Below are 15,582 nucleotides of genomic sequence, written 5' to 3'. Positions count from 1 at the left end.
CTCGGGAGCACCGGCTTTGGGGGACGAACCTTTTCAAAGAGAGGGGCGGGCGGTTCCGCACGAGGTGGAGATCCCGCAGGAGCTGAAGACGCCGATGCAGTTCATCAAGGGGGTGGGGCCCAAACTGGCCGAGGCGCTGACCCGGATGGGGGTCGCCACGGTGCACGATGCGCTCTACGTGCTTCCCAACCGCTACGAGGACCGGCGGGAGCTGAAGAGGATACGGGATCTGCGCCCCGGCGCCACCTACTCCTTCTTCGGCACCGTGGTTTCCGCTCAGCCCATGGTGACCAAGGGGGGGAGGAAGTACTTCGAGGCCATCGTGCAGGACGATAGCGGGAGCCTGGCGTTGAAATGGTTCCACTTCCACCCGATGTTCATGAAGAAGAACTGGGAGCCTGGCCGCCGGGGAATCTTCATCGGGGAGGTGTCGCAGTTCGGATTCCAGCGTGAGATGCACCACCCCGAGGTGGAATGGGCCGGTGAAGGGGAGGACCTCGCCCAGGTGATGGCACGGGACCCGGACAATTTCGGGCGCATCCTCCCGGTCTATCCCCTCACGGAAGGGGTGACCCAGAAGGTGATGCGCAAGATCATGAGGGAGACGGTGCAGCGCTACAGCCGCTATGTCACCGGTTGTCTTCCCGCCGACGTCGCCGAGCGCCAAAAAGTCCTCTCTCTGCCGGTCGCCTTCAGGGAGGCGCACGCGCCCGACCCGGACAGCAAGGTGGCCGATCTCAACTTGGGCAAAGGGGAGGCGCACCGCTCGCTCGCCTTCGACGAGCTCTTCTTCCTGCAGATGGGGCTCGCCCTCAAACGCCGCGGCATCGCGGTAGAGGACGGCATCGCCTTCCAGGTGGCCCACCGCTACACACGCGAGCTTCTCAAACTGCTTCCCTTCAGCCTGACCAACGCCCAAAGACGCGTGCTCTCCGAGATCAAGGAGGACATGATGTCGCCGCATCCCATGCACCGCCTGGTGCAGGGGGACGTCGGCTGCGGAAAGACGCTGGTGGCTCTGTTGGCGGCGCTCATCTGCGTGGAGAACGATTACCAGGTCGCCATCATGGCCCCGACCGAGCTTTTGGCCGAGCAGCACTACCTCAACATCCACAAGTATTGCGAGCAGCTCGGGATCAGCGTGGCCCTGCTCACCTCGAGCTCGAAGGGGAAGGGCGATACGCTGGATAGAATCGCCTCCGGGGAAACCAAGATCGTGGTAGGCACCCATGCCGTCATCCAGCAAAAGGTGGAGTTCCACCGGCTGGGGCTCGGGGTGATCGACGAGCAGCACCGTTTCGGCGTCGTGCAGCGCGCCCTCTTGAAGAAGAAGGGGGAAAACCCGGATATCCTGGTGATGACCGCGACTCCGATCCCCCGCACGCTCTCCATGACGGTCTTCGGGGACCTGGCGCTGTCGGTCATCGACGAGCTTCCTCCCGGCCGCACCCCCATCGAGACGCGTATCGTGCGGGAATCCCGCCGCAACGAGATGTATTCCGTCGTGCGGGACGAGATTTCCAAGGGGCGGCAGGCCTACGTCATCTACCCCCTGGTCGAGGAGTCGGAGAAGAGCGACCTGAAGGCCGCGGTGCAGATGGCAGAGCACTTGGCCAACGATATCTTTCCGGACCTCAGGGTGGCGGTCTTGCACGGACGGATGACGGCGGCCGAGAAGGAAGCCACCATGCTCGCCTTCAAGAAGGGGGATATCGACATCCTGGTCGCCACCACGGTCATCGAGGTCGGTATCGACGTCCCCAACGCGACGGTGATGGTCATCGAGCACGCCGAGCGGTTCGGCCTCTCCCAGTTGCACCAGCTGCGCGGCAGGGTAGGGCGGGGGAGCGAGCGGTCGCGCTGCATCCTGATGACCGGCTTCCAGCGTTCCGAAGATGGTGACAAACGGCTGCAGGTCATGGTAGAAAGCACCGACGGGTTCGCCATTGCCGAGGCGGACCTGGAGATCAGGGGGCCGGGGGATTTCCTCGGCACCCGGCAGGCGGGGCTTCCCGATTTGAAGGTGGCTGACATCCTGCGGGACGGCGGCGTTCTCGAGCAGGCGCGCAAGGAGGCGTTCGCACTGGTGGAAAGCGATCCCGAGCTGCGGGCGCCGGGGCACGAGAGGCTGAAGAGCGAGCTGATGTACCGCTGGGGCGGCCGGCTGGAGCTGGCCTCCATCGGCTAACCAGAGAGGGGGACTGGCTCTGCCAGGTGCCTGTCCTCTTGGCGGAAGGCTCAAAGGCAAATCCCCCCTGTCCCCCCTTCGCAAAGGGGGGAACGTGAGGGCGGCTGTGGGTGGTTTGGGCGCGGCTTGGGGTCGCGCTAAAGAGGTCTTTTACATTGGGGTAGGTACGCTGCTATGAAATCGCACAACCTGCGCACATTTTTCATTATCATCGGCGTCTACATCCTCGCGGCTGTCATCTTCGTCGCCATCTATTACTTCCACTGCAACCCAACCGGGTTGTGCTTCCCCGATCAGTTTTAAGTACGAACTCCTTCGGATCCCAAAGCAAAGCAAAAGCAAATCCCCCCTGTCCCCCCTTCGCAAAGGGGGGTACCTGCAATCCACTTTCTCACTGTCTTCGCGGAGGCTTTGTATGATCGAGGTACGGTCGCTCGTTTTTGATTATCCCGGGAAACGCGCGCTGAAAGAGGTCTCCTTTTCCCTGCGGCAGGGAAGCATCACTGCCCTGGTCGGTCCCAACGGTGCGGGCAAGACCACGCTCCTTCGCTGCCTGGCCGCCCTGGAGGAGCCGGTCTCCGGCACCATCCTGCTCGACGGCCGCGACATCCTTGCCGATCCCCGGGCTACCCATCGTCAGATCGGGTACCTCTCGGACTTCTTCGGCCTCTACGAGGAACTGACCGCCCAGCAGTGTCTCGACTATGCCGCGCTCTCCCACGGCGTAGATCCCGAAACCCAGCCGGATTGGATTCTCTCCTGCGCCCGGCAACTCGAGATCGACGGGAAACTGAACCAGAAGGCGGGTTCACTCTCCCGCGGCCAGCGCCAGCGCCTTGCCATCGCCCAGGCCATCATCCATCGCCCCCGTCTGCTCCTTCTCGACGAGCCCGCCTCCGGGCTTGACCCGGAGTCCCGCCACTCCCTGTCGCTGCTCTTCAGGCGGCTGCAGGAAGCCGGAATGACGCTGCTGGTTTCCTCTCACATCCTCTCCGAGCTCGAGGAGTACTGCACCGACATGCTCGTGTTGCAGGAGGGGCGGATCATCGACAACACCCCCCTCGTTGCCCGCGAGGAGCAGGCGCTCTTCGAGCTGAGGGTGGCCGAAGCGCTGCCTGACCTGGAAAATGCACTCCTGCAGCTGGCGGGGGTCGAGATCGTCCGGGTCAACCAGGGCTCCGCTCTCATCTCCTGCAGTTCGGATCCCGCCCGTCAGCACGAGTTGCTGCGGGAGATGATCGCCGGCGGCCTGCGCGTCTGCGCCTTTGGACAGTCGAAGCAGAACATGCAGGACGTTTACCTGCGGACGGTGCAGGGCGACCGGCAGAAGGGAGTACGCTGACATGTCCAACAATCCGGAATTCAGGAAAAACGTCTGGCTCGAGCTGAGCGGCTACCGCGTGATCGGAATGCCGCTGGTCATCGGTTCGGTGCTCTTTCTTGCCTATGTCAGTAACGCCAGAAAGTTCGGGGCGGAGATCTCACAGACGGCCGGCTCTCTCTATTTCCTCATCACCGTCCTTTGGGGCACCAAGCTCGCCGCGGAATCGATCATGAACGAGATCCGCGAGCATACCTGGGACGGCCAGCGGATGTCGGTGCTGACTCCCTGGCAACTGGTCCTCGGCAAGCTCTTTGGCAGTACCATTTACACCTGGTACGGTTCCTCGATCTGCCTCGCGTTCTATGCCCTTTCGGTTCCTGACACGCCGTATGCGCGGATTCTGGAGACCGTCTTCTCGCTGGTCTTCGCCGGCATCCTGGGGCACGCCGTCTGTCTGCTGGCCAGCCTGCTCTCGATCCAAAAGGAGCGGAAGTTCGTGAAGAGCCAGACGACGGCGATCCTTCTGCTCGGGATCGTGGCCGTCACCCCCTTCGTAAGCCTTGTGTTCAGCCGGGAGAAACCGGCCACCTGGTTCGGCAACAGCTACGGAGGTCCCGAGTTCGTCCTGCTCAGCACCGCGGCCTTCGCCGCCTGGACCATTCTCGGTGTCTATCAATTGATGCGCCGGGAATTGCAGATGAAGAATTCCCCCGTCTCGTGGTTCGCCTTCGTCCTTTTCATGATGATCTACCTCGCGGGCTTCCTGTATGGCGCCAAACCCGGGGCCGGGTTCGAGGGGATCAATCCTGCCATCCTGGTCGCGTTCTACGTTCCCCTGGGCGCTACCTACCTGATGGCGTTCATCGAGCGGAAGGATCCGGTCACCTTGCGGGGCGTTGAGCAACTTGTCAGGGAGCGAAAGGCGGGGGCATTTCTCCAGAAGGCACCCCGGTGGCTGTTGACCGCGCCGCTGGTAGCGGTGATGGCAGTGGTCATGGTGGCGGGCAATGCCTCCAACGGGACCATCCTCAAGACCGCCGCCTTCGTCTTTGCCGTCCTCTTGTTCATGGTGCGCGATCTGAGCGTGATGCTCTTCCTGAATCTGGCCGATAACAACCGGCGTGCCGAGCTCTTGAACGTCCTATACCTGGTGATGGCGTACGCGATCGTCCCCATCATCGTCGAGGCGGTTCATGGAGACATGGCGACCGTCCTGTTCTGGCCGATTACGACTCAGCCCTTGTTCCTCGTGGTCGTGGCTCCCCTGGTCGAAATGGCGGCCGCGCTCTTCCTGCTCTCCGGGCGATGGAGAAGGAAAGTGGCCGCCGTCCGCGGGTAACATGAAGAGGCTCATCTCGTGATCCAACTTTCGAAAGTCACCATGCCGGCCGCGGATCTCCCGTATCCCTCCCTCCCGGAGTTTTTCAGCTCCCGGTTTCCCGCCATTTCCAGGGCCGTCTGGGAGAGGCGGATCCTGGACGGAAAGGTTCTTGACGAGGCAGGGCACCCGGTGACCCTCGACTCCTCCTACTGTCCGGGGAAGCGTCTCTTGTACCGGAGGGAAGTGGACAGGGAGCCGGTGGTTCCCTTCCGCGAGAGGATCCTGTACCAGGACGACCACCTGCTGGTCTGCTGCAAGCCCCACTTTCTTCCGGTCAATCCGAGTGGTCCCTACGTCGAGGAATGCCTCATGAACAGGCTCCGGAAGGCGACCGGCAACCCCGACCTGGTCCCGATCAACCGGATCGACCGGGAGACGGCTGGCCTCGTCCTCTTCTCCGCCACCCGGGCAACCAGGGATGCCTATTGCCGGCTCTTCCGGGATAAGAAAGTGGAGAAGTTGTACGAGGCGGTCGCCCGCTGCCAAGAACTTCCGACGGTGGATGAATGGCTGGTGGAGTCGCGGATCGTCAAGGGAGATCCGTGGTTCAGGATGCGTAGCGTGGATGAGGAGCCGAATGCGCGCTCGGCGATCAAGCTGGAAGCGGTGAAGGATGGGCGGGGAAAGTTTCAGTTGCGGCCGGTGACCGGCAAGACCCACCAGTTGCGGATACACATGAGCGGGTTAGGCTTCGGCATCGAGAACGACCGGCTCTATCCGGAGCTCCAGCCGCAACGGGCGGATGATTTCGCGAAGCCGCTGCAGCTGATCGCCCGGGAGCTGCGGTTCGTGGACCCCTTGAACGGGGAGGAGAGGGTGTTCCGGTCGGAGAGGCAACTGCAATGGTAACGGCATTCAGCTCCCCCCTTTGAAAGAGGGGGGGCGGGGGGGATTTGCCGTGAGGAGCAGGAGGAAATCCCCCTAAAGCCCCCTTTTTCAAAGGGGGACTTTGATGTCATTGGGTGTTTAGGGTTTACCGCTGCCGAAGATGCGCTCCACCGCTTGCACCCGGTAGCCGAAGATGGCCTCCAGCCGCCGCTTCACCAGCCAGCTGACTGGCAGGGCGAGCGGACCGAAGGGAAGCTGGTAGTGGACGATGTCCCGCATCTCGACCCCGTCGGCCACCTCCCGGAAGTGGTGCTGGTGGTGCCAGAAGTGGTACGGGCCGATCCGCTGCTCATCGATGAAAAAGGAAGGCGCCTCGACGTGGGTGATCTCCGTCACCCAGTTCAGCGGCAGGCCCGGCATCGGGCTCACCTTGTAGGTGACGATCATGCCGGCGTACATCGTCTCCTGGGGAGCGGAGGTGACTTGGAAGGCCATCGAGGGAGGGGTGATGGCTGCCAGATTGCCGGGACGGCTGAAGAAGCTCCAGGCCTCGGCGAGGGTGGTGGGGATAAGCTGGGTCCGTTCGAGTTTCTCCAGAGGCATAGGCTCCTCCTCGTCCGTGGATCGTTCCTATAAGAAGGGGACTGGCATGCGAAGCCAGTCCCCTTTTACTTTCCTTTTTCTTCTTACTGCTGGCTCGCCTTTAGCGCCTGCTCGACGTCGGCGATCAGGTCGTCGATGTGCTCGATGCCGACCGAGAGCCTGATCAGGTCGGGGGTGACCCCGGAGGCGATCTGCTCTTCCTCGCTCAACTGGCGGTGGGTCGTTGTGGCGGGATGGAGCACGCAGCTCCTCGCGTCGCCGACATGGACGACCAGCGCGATCAGCTGGCAGCTCTCCATGAACTTCTTCCCGGCCTCGGCCCCTCCCTTGATCCCGAAGGTCAGCACGCCGCTTCCCCCTTTCGGCAGGTACTTCTCGGCCTGCCCGAAGCTCTTGTGGCTCTCCAGCTTCGGATACCTCACCCAGCTCACCGCGTCATGCGTCTCGAGATACTTCGCCAGTGCCAGCGCGTTCTCGCTGTGACGCTGCATGCGAAGCGGCAGGGTCTCCAGTCCCAGGTTGAACAGGAAGGCGTTGAGCGGTGCCACGCAGGCGCCCAGGTCCCTCATATACTGCACGCGCGCCTTCACGATGTAGGCGAGGCTGCCGAAGGTCTCCAGGTACTTCAACCCGTGGTAGCTGGAATCGGGCTCGGTCAGCTCGGGATACTTCCCGTTGCCCCAGTCGAAGGTGCCGCCGTCCACGATGACCCCGCCCACGCTGGTGGCGTGGCCGTCGATGTACTTCGTTGCCGAATGGATCACGATGTCCGCGCCGTGCTCGAACGGACGGCAAAGGTACGGGGTCGGGAAGGTGTTGTCGATGATGAGGGGGACCTGCATCTTCTTGGCGATGGTCGTGAACTTCTCGAAGTCGAGGACGTTCAGGCCGGGGTTGCCGATGGTCTCGCCGAACAGGGCCCGGGTCTCGGGACGGAAGGCTGCCTCGATCTCGGCGGCGCTCGCTTCGGGATCGACGAAGGTCACCTCGATCCCCATCTTGGGGAAGGTGTTGGCGAAGAGCGAGTAGGTCCCGCCGTAGAGGGTGCTGGCGGCGACGATGTGCTGGCCGTTCCGGCAGATGTTCATCACCGCGATGGTGGTGGCCGCCTGCCCGCTGGAGGTGGCCATGGCGGCGATCCCCCCTTCCATGGCAGCGATCTTGGTCTCGAACCCCTCGGCGGTGGGGTTGCTCAGCCGGGTGTAGAAGTGGCCGCCGACCTCCAGGTCGAACAGCTTCGCCACATGCTCGGCGCTTTGGAATTTGAACGTAGTGCTCTGCACGATCGGGAGTATGCGCGGCTCCCCGTCCTTGGGAACGTAGCCGCTCTGAATCGCCTGAGTCTCTATCCGCCAATCCTTTTTCATCTGGTCTCCTCCTGGTTGAAAAATCATTCCTGCAGACAGCGCCGTAGAATATAGCAGATTGTCGCAGTCATTGCAGGGGAAATCGAACTAACCGCTGTTCTAGGTTCGCTGTTTCAGGTTCCAGTTTGAAAGGCTCTACTGACTTGCCTCAGAGTATCTTCTCCTTATTTATCTTGACTTTATGCCTTTCGTCATATAGTGGATAGGGCTTGTGATGCCGTTTATCCGGCTTGAAATGGCTTGAGAAAGTAAGGGAGGAATCGAGAGGATGCATTACGAACCGGCGCGGCTTCACCGCGGCTATGCCAACAGGATTCTCAATGTGGATCTCGGAAAGGGCTCCATCGCCATCCAGGATCTCGATCCGCAGGTCCGCGACTATTTCATCGGCGGGCGCAGTCTCGGCCTCTACCTGCTCCACAAGGCGACTACCGCGGCCACCAAGCCGCTCGATCCGCAAAACCCGCTGATCCTTGCCAACGGCCCCCTGGGAGGTATCCCGCAGTTCCCGGGCACCGCCAAGGCGATGGCTGTCTCCCTTTCTCCCACCACCGGTGTTCCCGGTGTCTCCAACTTCGGCGGCTACTTCGGCGCCTATCTCAAATACGCCGGTTTCGACGCCCTCCAGGTGACCGGCAAGTCGGACCAGCCGGTGCTCATCGTCGTGAACGGCTACACGAACGAGGTCACGGTGGAAAAGGTCGCGGCCGATGACGAGGCGTTCCACGTGCAGGCCGACGTGGAGAACCGCTTCGTGGCCGCCGGCTACCAGCGCCGCAACATCGCCTTCATGTCCACCGGTATCGGCGCCGCCAACACCAACTACGGCTGCATCAACAGCCACTATTTCGATATCACGAAGCCGGCCAAGGACGGCGGCAAGGGGGTCTGGCGCTCCAAGCAGGCCGGGCGCACCGGCATCGGTTCGGTGATGCGCGACAAGAACGTGCTCGCCATCGTGGTGCTGGCCAACTACCCGCAGGGGGAGAACCCCTACGGCGCCGCCGACTGGAGCAAGGTGCAAAATGCCGGGAGCCGTCTCCACAAGGTGGTCAAGGAGGTCGATCCCCAGCAGCTCAAGATGGCCCGCAAGGGGAGCGTCGGGCTCATCACCTTCATGAGCAAGCACGAGTACCAGTCGCTGCCGGTCCACAACTTCCAGGGGGGGAGCGATCCCCGCGCCGTGCAGATCTGCGGCAAGCACTACGCCGAGAATCTCTTCGAGCACCGGGGGATGGACGGCTGCTTCCCGGGGTGCAACCTGCAGTGCAACAAGGGGGGATGGGTGACGCTGGTTTCCGGGACCCACGCAGGCCAGAAGGTCTGGGTCGACGGGCCGGAGTACGAGACCGCGGCCGGGTTCGGCTCCAACCTCGGGATCTGGAGCGCCGAGTTCATCATGGAGGCCAACTGGCACTGCGACAACTACGGCATCGATACCATCTCCACCGCCACCATCATGGCCTTCATCATGGAGTGCTTCCAGCGCGGCTACCTCACCGTGGCCGACAGCGACGGGCTCCGGATGGTCTGGGGTAACGAGGAGGCGGCGTTCGCCTTCATGCACCAGCTGGCGCACGGCGACACCGAACTTGCCCGCATGGCCGGGCAGGGGATGGTTGCCTTGAAGCGGTGGGTCGCCGAGCGGTACCAGAAGCGGACCGGGAAGGACCCGGTAGCCGATCTCAAGCTCTTCGCCATGCAGACCAAGGGGCTTCCGTTCTCCTTCTACCGGACGCACCGTTCCCTCTCCATGCAGGGCTCCTACGCCGCGGCGAGCGACATCGGCGCCCATCATGCGGCGGCCTGGCTGATCAAGTCGGATCTGTTGGGTGCCTTCCCGACCTTCGAGGACAAGGCGCGCGCCCTGATGAGCTACCCCCGGGTGCGCCTTGGCAACGATAACCTCGGCGTCTGCAAGCTCCCCTGGGTCGACGTCTTCAACCCGGACTCTGCCAAAAGGGCGGAGGGGGATGTCTACATCAACCCGGCCTCGCAGGAGATCTACGCCGATTTCTACAACGGGGTGCTCGGCACCGACCTGCGGTGGGAGGAGATCTTCGAGCGGACCGACCGCGACATCAACCTGCAGCGGGTCATGAACGTCATGCGCTACGGAGAGGACACCATCGCCCAGGACTGGATCCCCGACCGGGCGATCGGGCCGACGGAAGATGCCCTCTACGAGAGCGAGCAGGAGTATAACGATGCCGAGCTGAAAAGGATGCTCGGCTTGGACGACCTCCAGCTGGCGGCTCTCTCCACCACCGACAAACGCACGAGCCTCATGGACGCCCGCAAAAAGGAGCTCCGCAAGCTGATCCAGGTCTACTACCAGGAGCGCGGCTGGAGCGAGAAGGGTATCCCGAAGGTCGATACCCTGAAGGGGCTGGGGCTTTGGGATCACCTGACCTCGGAGACCCGGGAGCAGTTGGTCGCGTACAACTGATCCTTTTGAGACAAAATCCCCCCTGTCCCCCCTTTGACAAGGGGGGGAACTCTGAACTACGTTCTGGGGGGCTCTCGCTTCCGTTTTGTTGGGGGTGGGATGAGGATTCGGTGAAGCTGCGATGAGTGAGTTTGGTTCCGAAAATTCCGTCTCTGTTCAGGTCGAGCGGGTCTCGGTAACGAGAAAGAGCCAGGAGGGGGTGGAAACCGAGATCGTCCGCGAGATCTCCTTCTCTGCCCGCCGCGGCGAGATTACCGTCATCATCGGCCCCTCCGGCGGCGGCAAGAGTTCCCTTATCCGTCTCCTGAACCGGCTCGCCGAGCCCTCGGGCGGGAGGATCCTGGTGGAGGGAACCGACATCGCCACCATCGATCCCATCGAGCTCCGTCACCGCGTCGCCCTGGTCCCCCAGAAACCGTTCATGTTCGCCGGGAGCGTGCTGGAAAACCTGCAGCGCCCCTTCCTCTACCGCCAGCAGCCGCTCCCTTCGGCGGGAAGCGAAGCCGTCCTCCAATCTCTCTCGCTTGCCAAGCTCGATCCCTCCCTGGTCGAGCGGGACGCCCGTTCGCTCTCGCTGGGGCAGCAGCAGCGGGTGGGGCTTGCCCGCGGCCTGATCACCAAGCCCAGCGTCCTTCTTCTCGACGAGCCGACCAGCGCCCTCGACCGCCGTACCTCGGACGCCTTGGCCGCGACCCTGCGGGAGATCTGCCACTCGCAAAGGCTCACCGTCCTCCTGGTCACCCACGACCTCAGGCTCGCCGAGCGGCTGGCCGACTACTGCCTGTACCTCGAGGCCGGACGGATCCTGGAAGAGGGGAGGGGGGAAGATCTCCTCGCCCATCCGAAGTCACCGGAACTGATACGGTTCCTCGAGGAACCGGGGGCGGAGGTCTGATCATGGAAAACCAGGGACTCGTCAATCTCGAGATCATCGACCTCGTGCTGGCCTTCGGGCTGGTGCTCCTCTCCATCGGCCTCGCGCGCCTGATGAAGGTCGGCCACGAGGGGCAGATGCTCTGGGCCGCGGTCCGCATGGTCGCCCAGCTCCTCTTGGTGGGCTACCTGCTGCATTTCATCTTCGCGGTGAAAAGCCCGCTGCCGGTGATCGCCATCCTGCTGGTCATGGGGGCCTTCTCCCTCCAGGTGATCGGGGGCCGCATCCGCAACCGTATGCCCCGCTTCTACCAGGTGGCGGGCACCTCGATCTTCATCGGCTGCGGCGCGGTCACCTTCCTCTTTTGCGCCGTCATCGTCCGCTACACCCCCTGGTACGATCCCCGCTACCTGATCCCTCTCGCCGGGATGATCATCGGCAACTCCATGAACGGTGCGAGCCTCGCCGCCGAGCGCCTGGCAGCCGAGATGCGGGAGCGCCGCGACGAGATCGAGACCGCCCTCTGCCTGGGTGCCACCGGACGGCAGGCCTCCCAATCGGCGGTCCGCAGCGCCTTCCGGGCGGCGCTCATGCCGACCGTCAACACCATGGCCGCCATGGGTATCGTCTCGCTCCCCGGGATGATGACCGGCCAGATCCTCTCCGGCACCGAGCCGGTGGTGGCGGTCAGGTACCAGATCGCCATCATGTGCGCCATTACCGGCGCCGTCTCCATCACCGCCTACCTCATCCTTCTTCAGGGCTACCGCCATTACTTCACCCAGGCCCACCAGTTCCGGGACGAATAAACTTCATCCTCCCCCCCCGTCAGTTACCTATCCCCAGCCGCACTCTTTAAGGAAATGGATCTCCCTGTCCGTCATAGCACCTGTTTGCCGGATCTCCAACGTGCAGAAAGTAGAACTCTGCATAAGGGATTGCCGTTACTGTTATAAAACACCGGTAGAAGTTGATGAGAGTGTCCGTCATAGAACCGGTAAGAGTGAACGAGGAAAATCACTAAGAGATTTCAACCTTTCTATAGTCTTATCCTCAGATAAAACCTGATTTTGTTCTTGAAAAAATGCTTTCCCGTTGGTATCTTGCCGCCACCAACGGCTCTTTGTATACGCTACCTCGCAACCCGATGTTGCATTTGAAATATTTAATTCAATCCGGTACAGAGAAGAAAGGGGAGGGAAACAATGAAAAAGAGCATGGTAGTGACAATCGCCGTCCTGTTGAATGCCGCCGTATGCTACGCCCAGTCGGATATCCGCGGCTCGGTCAACAACAACTCGAACAACCAGGGTGCCGCCAACGTCTCGGTGGGCGACTACAACAACGCCAACATGGGCACCACCGGGGTCTCCAACAGCCGGGTGAACGGCTACGTCGGCAACTACTCGAACAACCAGGGTGCCGCGAACGTCGCCGTCGGCGCCGGTAACAACGCGAGCAGCGGGTCCACCAACCTCAACAACGCCAACGTGAACGGCTACGTCGGTAATTATTCCAACAACCAGGGCTCTGCCAACATCGCGGTCGGCTCCGGCAACAACGCCAACACCGGCTCGGTCAACGTCAACAACGCCACCATCAACGGCAGCGTCAACAATAACTCCTACAACCAGGGCTCTGCGAACGTCGCGGTGGGGACCGGCAACAACGCCAACGTCGGTTCCGTCAACGTGAACAATGCCAACGTGAACGGCTACGTCGGCAACTACTCCAACAACCAGGGGGCCGCCAACGTCGCGGTCGGGGCCGGCAACAAGGCCAGCATGGGCTCCACCAACGTCAACAACTCCAACGTCAACGGCTACGTCTATAACGGGTCCAACAACCAGGGCGCCGCCAACATCGCGGTGGGGGACAACAACCGGGCCTCGCTCGGCTCCACCAACATCCGCAATTCCAACGTCGGCGGAGGCGTGTACAACTACTCCAACAACCAGGGGGCTGCCAACGTCGCGGTCGGCAACAACAACAGCGCCCGCATGGGTTCTACCAACATCGGCGGTTCCAACGTGAACGGCTACGTGGACAACTACTCCAACAACCAGGGCGCCGCCAACATCGCGGTCGGCTCCGGTAACCAGGCCAGCATGGGCTCCACCAGCGTGACCGGCTCCAACATCAACGGCGGCGTCTACAACAACTCCTACAACCAGGGCGCCGCCAACGTCGCCGTCGGGACCGGCAACCAGGCCAGCATGGGCTCCACCGACATCCACAACGCCACCGTGAACGGCTACGTGGACAACTCCTCCAACAACCAGGGTGCCGCCAACGTCGCCGTCGGCTTCGGCAACCACGCCAACATGGGCTCGGTAGAGGTCCAGAACGCCACCGTCAACGGCTCCGTCTCCAATAACTCCAACAACCAGGGTGCCGCCAACGTTGCGGTCGGCTTCGGCAACACCGCCAATATGGGCTCGGTGGTGGTGAAGTAACCCGATCCGTTTCCGGCGGCCGCTGCCCTGGCGGGGTGGCCGCCGGAAACTTTTTGAGGAGAGAGAAATGAAGACGATGCCGAAAATCCTGCTGATCTCCTGTTGCTTCGCCCTGCTGGCCGGCAAGGGCGCCATCGCCTCCGACCTCGACGACGGGATCTCCCGCCACCTGGAGGGATCCATCGAGAGCGACGACGAGCTGGGGCAAAAGGACCGCAACGTAAGCTTCATCAAGAGAAACGCCATGAGCCAGGCCGACGTCCGTTCCTCCCACGGGATGGAGGATGGGCAGCAGGCGGGGGGCGGTTCCGGCCCTTCCACCGGCAACATGAACTCCGTCGTCCTCGGAGTCGGGGGGACCATCCGCGGGGACGTCGTCATCATCGACCAAAGCCGCGGCGACAAAACCCAGGTCATCGGGCGCTAGCTTGCCCCGGTACCGCTTCAGTTGTCCAATTCAATGCGCCACGAGGGAACCATGAAGAACATTACTGTGCCGTCGATGCGACTCAAGCTCGCGTCGCTGCTGGTCTTTTCCGGCCTTTTAGCCGCCTGCGCCTCGGTAGCTCCTTCCAAGGTCGACGTCAAGCTCCCCGAGACCGCCCCCATCAAGAAGGTGACCTCCTTCACCCAATCGCTCAGGAACCTCGGCCTGATGACCGAGATCTACGACACCGGCCCGCTCAAAATCCAGAGCAACCCGATCGGTGACAACACCGGGACCGCCATAGCCACCGGCGGCGAGATCCCGAAGGATATCACCGAGATGATCAAGAGCGCCCTGAACTCCATCGGGGGGAACGTCACCTTCATCCCCTACGACCCCGCCTTCATCCAGAACCAGATGGCGACCGGGTACTCCAATTTCAGGAACAAGCTGATCCCGGACGTGGTGGTCTCCGGCGGCATCACCGAGTTCGACCGCGGCCTCGAGACCCGCGGCTCCGGCACCGACGTGGGGGCCGAAGGGGAGGTCCCGCTGCCGATCCCGGTCCCCTCCAAGAAGATCGGCATCGACTACTCCGATTCGACCAAGACGGGGCTGGCGAGGATCACCCTCGACTTCAACCTGCTCGACTTCAAGACCATGGCCGGCATCGCCCGCATGAACACCACCAACTCGATGGAGGTGACCAAGGCCCTCTCCGAGAAGGAATTCGGCATCACCCTTTTCGGCCCCACCTTCGGGAGCAAGGGGAGCATCAAGAAGGTGCAGGGGCGCCACAACGCCGTCCGGCTGCTGGTCGAGTTCAGCATGATCCAGATCGTCGGCAAGGACCTCTCCATCCCGTACTGGAGGCTCGTCGACGACGACACCCAGGCCGACGAGGTGGTGACCGACGCCATCAAGAAGAGCTACTACCGGATGAACGACTTCCAGCGTAACCACAACGCCCAGCAGTGGCTCTACCTCTACGGCTACGACGTGCCGCTCACCGGGATGCTCGACGAGGTCACCCTTGGCGCGCTCAAGAAGTACAAGCCGGGCTTCGTAGCCGAAGGGAAGACCGTCGACCTCGACACCTTCACCCAGCTCTACGTCAACATCCCGATCAACGAGAAGACCCTTGGCCGCCGGATCACCCTGACCAACATCATGCAGGCCCAGCAGTCGGCCTCGCAGGCTCCCGCCCCGGCTCCGGCTCCCGCTCCCGCGGCGCAGCAGCCGGCGCCACCGCAGCAGGCGGCCGCCCCCGCGCCCCCGGCCGGCTCTCCCTACGCCGGGTTGAGCGACGACGAGCGCCGCATGAAGAGCACCGAGGCGATGATCCTCGCCGGCCGTGCCTTCCGTGGCCGCGACTATCCCAAGGCGATCGAGTACTTCTCCGAGAACCTGAAGATCCTCCCGTCGCCGGAGACCTACTTCTACCTGTCGCTTTGCCTGAAGGAGATGAAGGACGAGCCCAAGGCCGCCGCGGCCCTCAAGGAGGGGACGGTGAGGTTCCCGCAGGATCCGCTTCTGTGGAAATCGCTCGGCCTCCTCGCCTACGAGAAGGGGGATCTCCCTAACGCGCAGGCCGCCCTGCACGAGGCGCTCCGCTTCTCCCCGGACGACCACCAGGCCAAGTTCCTTTTGGACCGGATGGAAGCGAGCAACAAGTAACGAGAGCG

The 15,582-nt window shown here is 62.6% G+C and carries 12 protein-coding genes; 10 read left to right on the top strand and 2 right to left on the bottom strand.

Going from position 1 to position 15,582, the window contains the following annotated elements; translation table 11 throughout:
• Nucleotides 1–16 precede the first annotated feature (16 nt).
• From recG to L4X63_RS18825, 4 genes are all read left to right on the top strand, one after another.
• Nucleotides 17–2,188 carry an ATP-dependent DNA helicase RecG gene (recG, locus tag L4X63_RS18840; RefSeq protein ID WP_284694719.1) on the top strand — a complete coding sequence of 724 codons (2,172 nt, stop codon included), beginning with the start codon at nucleotides 17–19 and terminating at the stop codon, nucleotides 2,186–2,188.
• 415 nt (nucleotides 2,189–2,603) lie between these two features.
• The gene (locus L4X63_RS18835; protein ID WP_250680206.1) at nucleotides 2,604–3,530 is read left to right on the top strand and encodes an ABC transporter ATP-binding protein; all 927 of its coding nucleotides are present in this window, start codon (nucleotides 2,604–2,606) and stop codon (nucleotides 3,528–3,530) included.
• 1 nt (nucleotide 3,531) lies between these two features.
• Nucleotides 3,532–4,851, top strand: a complete 1,320-nt coding sequence (locus L4X63_RS18830; RefSeq protein ID WP_250680205.1) for a hypothetical protein — start codon at nucleotides 3,532–3,534, stop codon at nucleotides 4,849–4,851.
• 18 nt (nucleotides 4,852–4,869) lie between these two features.
• The gene (locus L4X63_RS18825; RefSeq protein ID WP_250680204.1) at nucleotides 4,870–5,742 is read left to right on the top strand and encodes a pseudouridine synthase; all 873 of its coding nucleotides are present in this window, start codon (nucleotides 4,870–4,872) and stop codon (nucleotides 5,740–5,742) included.
• A 117-nt stretch (nucleotides 5,743–5,859) separates the two neighbouring features.
• On the opposite strand, the gene L4X63_RS18820 is transcribed toward L4X63_RS18825, so the two are convergent.
• Both L4X63_RS18820 and L4X63_RS18815 read right to left on the bottom strand, forming a co-directional pair.
• Complete coding sequence (locus L4X63_RS18820; RefSeq protein WP_250680203.1) at nucleotides 5,860–6,324, bottom strand: SRPBCC family protein; 465 nt, start codon at nucleotides 6,322–6,324, stop codon at nucleotides 5,860–5,862.
• 83 nt (nucleotides 6,325–6,407) lie between these two features.
• The gene (locus L4X63_RS18815; RefSeq protein ID WP_250680202.1) at nucleotides 6,408–7,691 is read right to left on the bottom strand and encodes an O-acetylhomoserine aminocarboxypropyltransferase/cysteine synthase family protein; all 1,284 of its coding nucleotides are present in this window, start codon (nucleotides 7,689–7,691) and stop codon (nucleotides 6,408–6,410) included.
• A 268-nt stretch (nucleotides 7,692–7,959) separates the two neighbouring features.
• On the opposite strand from L4X63_RS18815, the gene L4X63_RS18810 reads away from it, so the two are divergent.
• From L4X63_RS18810 to L4X63_RS18785, 6 genes are all read left to right on the top strand, one after another.
• Nucleotides 7,960–10,140 (top strand): aldehyde ferredoxin oxidoreductase C-terminal domain-containing protein, encoded by a 2,181-nt coding sequence (locus tag L4X63_RS18810; protein WP_250680201.1) that lies wholly within the window; start codon nucleotides 7,960–7,962, stop codon nucleotides 10,138–10,140.
• Between the two features lie 121 nt (nucleotides 10,141–10,261).
• Complete coding sequence (locus tag L4X63_RS18805; RefSeq protein WP_250680200.1) at nucleotides 10,262–11,035, top strand: ABC transporter ATP-binding protein; 774 nt, start codon at nucleotides 10,262–10,264, stop codon at nucleotides 11,033–11,035.
• A 2-nt stretch (nucleotides 11,036–11,037) separates the two neighbouring features.
• Complete coding sequence (locus L4X63_RS18800) at nucleotides 11,038–11,823, top strand: ABC transporter permease (RefSeq protein WP_250680199.1); 786 nt, start codon at nucleotides 11,038–11,040, stop codon at nucleotides 11,821–11,823.
• Between the two features lie 396 nt (nucleotides 11,824–12,219).
• Nucleotides 12,220–13,470, top strand: coding sequence for a beta strand repeat-containing protein (locus L4X63_RS18795; protein WP_250680198.1), 1,251 nt, complete (start codon nucleotides 12,220–12,222; stop codon nucleotides 13,468–13,470).
• Between the two features lie 67 nt (nucleotides 13,471–13,537).
• Complete coding sequence (locus tag L4X63_RS18790; protein ID WP_250680197.1) at nucleotides 13,538–13,897, top strand: hypothetical protein; 360 nt, start codon at nucleotides 13,538–13,540, stop codon at nucleotides 13,895–13,897.
• A 51-nt stretch (nucleotides 13,898–13,948) separates the two neighbouring features.
• Entirely contained in the window at nucleotides 13,949–15,574 is a 1,626-nt protein-coding gene (locus L4X63_RS18785; protein WP_250680196.1) for a tetratricopeptide repeat protein, read from the top strand.
• Nucleotides 15,575–15,582 lie beyond the last annotated feature (8 nt).

It is taken from the genome of Geomonas sp. Red32 (assembly GCF_023652955.1).
GTDB lineage: Bacteria > Desulfobacterota > Desulfuromonadia > Geobacterales > Geobacteraceae > Geomonas.
Note: the sequence above shows the minus strand (reverse complement) of the source record. Positions and strands in the feature narration are given on the sequence as shown.